Here is a 5,103-nt window from a genome sequence, read left to right on the forward strand (position 1 = left end):
GAGATTTTGTCTAATACATTTAATATCGATTGATTATGTAAGATCGCCTTCATTTTTCCCTGAGACATTCCTGCTTTTTGAACCTGATTATATTTTTCGTTTTTTAACGTCATTAAACTAAAGGGTATAATATCTTTAATAACCTTCGCAATCGCAATGATTTTTTCATCATTTAAATCCTTCGAATCCCGCACGCCTAATTCTTTCAACAATGGAATATTTTCCTTTTTCACATAAGCTGCCACGACTGTAATTGGACCGAAAAAGTCTCCCGTCCCAACTTCATCTGAACCAATCACTGACATTTGACTAATCCCAACAGGCAGGTCGCCCTTCGCTGGTGATTTCGATTTAGAAGGCGAGGAAGGCTTGTTTGAGGCGGCACTGCCCCATTTACTGGCCTCTTTTTCACTATCGTTCCCTTGGAATAATACTTTGCCAGATTTATAAGCTGTAATCATACAGGCAGACGTTTTTGCGGCAAACACACCGCCGGGAATGTTCTTATCTAATAAACTTTTACCGTAATAGTTTCTCATTTCCATGATCTTATTCATATCTAGATTCAATACAACATTACCCATACTATACACACCACATTTCTAAATAAAGATAAAATACGCTTTAACTTTTCCACAGATAACGGTTCATGTTATGATAGAGAATAGGATTCTCTGAATGGAGGCATGACGTTGTCGAATAATCAAAAAAATAAAACAACCGTAGATATATACGGACAACAATATGTTATTATGGGTTCCGAAAGTCCAAGTCACATCCGGCATGTGGCCTCATTGGTTGACAATAAAATGCGCGAAATCAGTTATAAGAATCCCACTTTAGATGCAACCAAACTCGCCGTTTTAACAGCTGTAAATGCAGTCAATGATTTTCTTCAAATGAAAGACGAATTAAATCGGCTACAAACAGAACGACAAAAGGAAAAGGACTAAAATATCATGTTGGATTTAGCAATTATCATTTTTTTAATTATTGGATTCTTTGTAGGCCTGAAAAGAGGCTTTATTCTGCAGCTTTTTCATCTAATAGGTTTTATTATTGCATATGTAGCAGCATATTCATACTACGAACAATTAGCACCGAAGTTAACATTATGGATTCCTTATCCGAACTTCGGTAATATGTCTACCCTAAAAGTCCTTGGCGACAACAGTAATATGGAAGCCGCCTTCTATCGTGCGATTGCCTTTGTCATCATCTTTTTTGCGGTAAAAGTGCTATTGCAAATTATTGGTTCCATGCTGGACTTCGTTGCTCATCTGCCTATCTTACGGCAATTGAATGTTTGGGCAGGAGGAATTCTAGGTTTCGTTGAAGTGTATTTGGTTATCTTTATTTTATTATATATTTCAGCCCTTGTACCAATTGAATTTATGCAAAATGCTTTGGACCAATCGATCATGTCAAAAGCAATTGTGAATAACACGCCGATCCTTTCACAACAAATAAAAAGCTTGTGGATTGAATATACAGCTGCATTAACTTCTCTGTAGCAGAGAAGTTTTTCTATTCATGCCATAAAGTAGGCTAAAATGAAAATGCTAATCAGTAGGTGGGTGACTTATTAATGGAAGTAACTAAAAAAGATTTATTACGATTATTAGAAACAATTGCCACTTATATGGAGTTAAAGGGAGAAAACCCTTTTAAAGTATCTGCTTTTCGAAAAGCGGGCAATGCCTTGGAAACAGATGAACGAGACTTAACAGAAATTGAAGATTTTACAACGATTTCTGGAATAGGTAAAGGGACGGCTGCTGTCATAGATGAATACATAAAAGAGGGTACATCTTCCGTTTTAACGGAATTAAAGGCGGAAGTTCCAAGAGGACTAATCCCATTGCTTCAGCTCCCAGGTTTGGGCGGTAAGAAAATTGCCAAACTATACAAAGAGTTGAAAGTTGTAGATGTTTCCAGCTTAAAAGAAGCATGTGAGGAAGGAAAGGTTCAAGCACTCGCTGGTTTTGGTAAAAAAACAGAGGAAAAAATCCTCAGTGCCATTGCCAATGTGGGTACAAGGCCTGAACGGCTTCCCTTAGCCTACATGCTGCCCATTGCGGAGCAGATTGAAGCCACACTAGCGGATTTTACAGATATTCATCAGTTTTCGCGTGCGGGAAGCCTGCGCAGAATGAGAGAGACGATTAAGGATCTTGATTTTATCATCGCAACTAATCAGCCTGAACATGTGCGCGAACAGCTATTACAATTAGCAAACATCAAAGAAGTGATTGGAGCTGGAGAAACGAAGGTTTCCCTCGTTTTTGCCTATGATTACGATATTTCAGTCGATTTCCGCCTGGTAAAACCCGAAGAATTTATCACAACTCTGCATCATTTCACTGGATCAAAAGACCATAATGTGCGAATGAGACAACTTGCGAAAGAACGCGGTGAAAAGATCAGTGAGTATGGCGTGGAAATCATCGATACGGGGGAAATTCTCACCTTTTCATCAGAAGAAGAATTTTTCAAGCATTTTGATCTTCCCTTCATTCCTCCAGAAGTAAGAGAGGACGGGAAGGAAGTCGAAACATTCAGTGCAACTGAGGAATTAATTGAGTTAGCTGATATTAAAGGGGATCTTCACATGCATTCCACCTGGAGCGACGGTGCCCATTCCATTGAACAAATGGCTGAGGCATGCCGGGCAAGAGGTTATCAATACATGGCCATCACTGACCATTCACAGTATTTAAAAGTGGCTAATGGCCTTACACGCGAAAGACTACTAATGCAAAGAGAAGAAATTAACAGACTAAATCAGAAGTATGATGATTTTCTTATTCTAGCGGGTGTCGAGATGGATATTCTTCCAGATGGCAGCTTGGATTATGATGATGAGTTGCTAGCTGACATGGATTTCGTGATTGCCTCCATTCATTCTGCCTTTTCTCAACCACGGGAAAAAATTATGGAGCGTCTAAAGACAGCGTTAACAAATTCCCATGTGGATTTAATTGCTCATCCAACGGGCAGGAAAATTGGCCGCCGCGAGGGATATGATGTAGACATTGATTTATTGATCCAACTGGCCAAAGAAACCAATACGGCCTTAGAACTAAACGCAAATCCAAACAGGCTTGATCTAGCAGCGGAGTATTTACGCAGAGCACAGGATGCAGGAGTAAAAATCCTTATCAACACAGATGCACATAAAATGGATACATTAAAGCATATGGAAATTGGTGTTTCCGCAGCCAAAAAAGGCTGGATTAAAAAATCATCAGTGGTAAATGCCTTGGATAAAAATGACCTGCTAGAATTTTTACATAATCGAAAATAGGAGGTTATCTCCATGCAAGAAAAAGCTTTTAAAGTACTAGAATTTACTAAAGTTAAAGAACAGCTGTTAGAACATGCGGCTTCTTCTCTTGGGAGAAGAAAAATACAGGACTTGGTGCCTTCTACTGATTTTGATGAGGTGGTTAAACTTCAAGCAGAAACAGATGAGGCAGCGACAGTGTTCCGGGTAAAAGGGAATGTACCACTTTCAGGTGTTCATGATATAACTGCACACATCAAACGTTCTGTCATTGGCGGTGTGTTAAGCCCGCATGAACTTATTCAAATAGCTAGTACCATCCATGCAAGCAGACAAATGAAACGATTTATTGAGGAGTTTGCTGATGAACGAACAGAAATTCCGATTTTGTCTGAACAGGCAGAACGAATTATTCCGCTCACAAACCTTGAGCATTCGATTAAACATGCCATCGATGATAACGGAGAAGTATTAGACAGCGCAAGCGACCTGCTACGGTCATTGAGGCACCAACTGAGGTCAAATGAATCGCGCGTTCGGGAAAAACTAGAAAGCATGATTCGGTCATCAAATGCCAGCAAAATGCTTTCCGACGCTATAGTCACGATTCGAAATGACAGGTTTGTCATTCCTGTTAAGCAGGAGTATCGCGGCCATTATGGCGGGATTATTCATGACCAAAGCGCATCAGGACAAACCCTTTTTATAGAACCGCAAGTGATTGTCCAATTAAATAATCAACTCCAGGATATTCGTGTGAAGGAACAACTTGAGATCGATAGGATTCTAACAGAGTTATCAGCAGCAGCGGCTGAACACGAGAGTGAACTTAAAGTCATCGTCGAGGTCCTTGCCAATCTAGACTTTATTTTTGCAAAAGCAAGGTATGGAAAACGGATAAAGGCATCCATGCCGATCATGAATAATGAAGGAAGAATTGCTTTATATAAGGCAAGACATCCACTTATTCCAATTGAAGAAGTTGTGGCCAACGATATCTTGTTAGGAAAAGAGTTTACAACAATTGTTATCACAGGTCCGAATACAGGCGGAAAAACGGTCACCCTAAAAACACTTGGCTTGTGTACATTAATGGCCCAGGCTGGTTTGCAGGTTCCGGCGTACGACGGTTCAGAGTTGGCCGTCTTTGATGCTGTCTATGCGGATATTGGCGATGAACAATCCATTGAACAAAGCTTAAGTACCTTTTCATCCCATATGGTTAATATCGTGGATATCTTAAACCGAGTCGATTTTAATAGTCTTGTACTATTTGATGAACTCGGGGCAGGCACCGATCCGCAGGAAGGTGCGGCTTTGGCGATTTCCATTTTGGATGAGGTCCACAAGCGGGGCGCAAGAGTCATTGCAACGACACATTATCCAGAGTTAAAAGCATATGGGTATAACCGTGAAGGTGTATTGAATGCGAGTGTCGAGTTTGATGTGGAAACATTAAGCCCTACCTATAAATTGTTATTAGGAGTTCCAGGGCGGAGTAACGCTTTTGAAATCTCCAAACGACTTGGATTAAATGAACGGGTCATCGAGGCGGCACGCTCACATGTTAGTGAAGATACGAACCAAATTGATAAGATGATTTCATCACTGGAAGACAGTAAACGACTGGCAGAAAAAGAGCAAGAGGAAGCTCGCGATTATTTAAAGTCTGCTGAGAAACTCCATCAAGACTTGCAAAAACAACTAATGGAATTTTACGAGAAAAAAGACTCTATGCTTGAAAAGGCAGCAGAAAAAGCAGGAGAAATCGTTGACGAGGCAAAGAGTGAGGCCGAACGCGTCATCCGAGATCTACG

The 5,103-nt window shown here is 40.3% G+C and carries 5 protein-coding genes; 4 read left to right on the top strand and 1 reads right to left on the bottom strand.

Annotation, left to right across the window (positions count from 1 at the left end; translation table 11 throughout):
* Positions 1-584: ribonuclease HIII (gene rnhC / locus V7659_RS25050; RefSeq protein WP_335542832.1), on the bottom strand; the 584-nt coding region annotated here is incomplete at its 3' end.
* Positions 585-692: 108 nt separating this feature from the next.
* Between rnhC and zapA the strand changes: the two genes are divergently transcribed.
* From zapA to V7659_RS25070, 4 genes are all read left to right on the top strand, one after another.
* On the top strand, positions 693-953 hold the full coding sequence (zapA, locus tag V7659_RS25055) for a cell division protein ZapA (protein ID WP_335542833.1): 261 nt from the start codon (positions 693-695) through the stop codon (positions 951-953).
* A 6-nt stretch (positions 954-959) separates the two neighbouring features.
* Positions 960-1,514 (top strand): CvpA family protein, encoded by a 555-nt coding sequence (locus V7659_RS25060; RefSeq protein WP_335542834.1) that lies wholly within the window; start codon positions 960-962, stop codon positions 1,512-1,514.
* Between the two features lie 74 nt (positions 1,515-1,588).
* Positions 1,589-3,307 (top strand): DNA polymerase/3'-5' exonuclease PolX, encoded by a 1,719-nt coding sequence (gene polX, locus V7659_RS25065; protein WP_335542835.1) that lies wholly within the window; start codon positions 1,589-1,591, stop codon positions 3,305-3,307.
* Positions 3,308-3,319: 12 nt separating this feature from the next.
* Positions 3,320-5,103, top strand: a 1,784-nt coding sequence (locus V7659_RS25070; protein ID WP_335542836.1) for an endonuclease MutS2, incomplete at its 3' end; no start/stop codon positions are given.

Origin of the sequence: Neobacillus drentensis (assembly GCF_036966985.1) — a bacterium.
Classification (GTDB): domain Bacteria; phylum Bacillota; class Bacilli; order Bacillales; family Cytobacillaceae; genus Neobacillus; species Neobacillus drentensis_E.

Bases quoted from the DNA above. Each gene is read 5' to 3' on its own strand.
- V7659_RS25060 (WP_335542834.1), top strand. From the start codon at position 960: ATGTTGGATTTAGCAATTATCATTTTTTTAATTATTGGATTCTTTGTA.
- polX (WP_335542835.1), top strand. From the start codon at position 1,589: ATGGAAGTAACTAAAAAAGATTTATTACGATTATTAGAAACAATTGCC.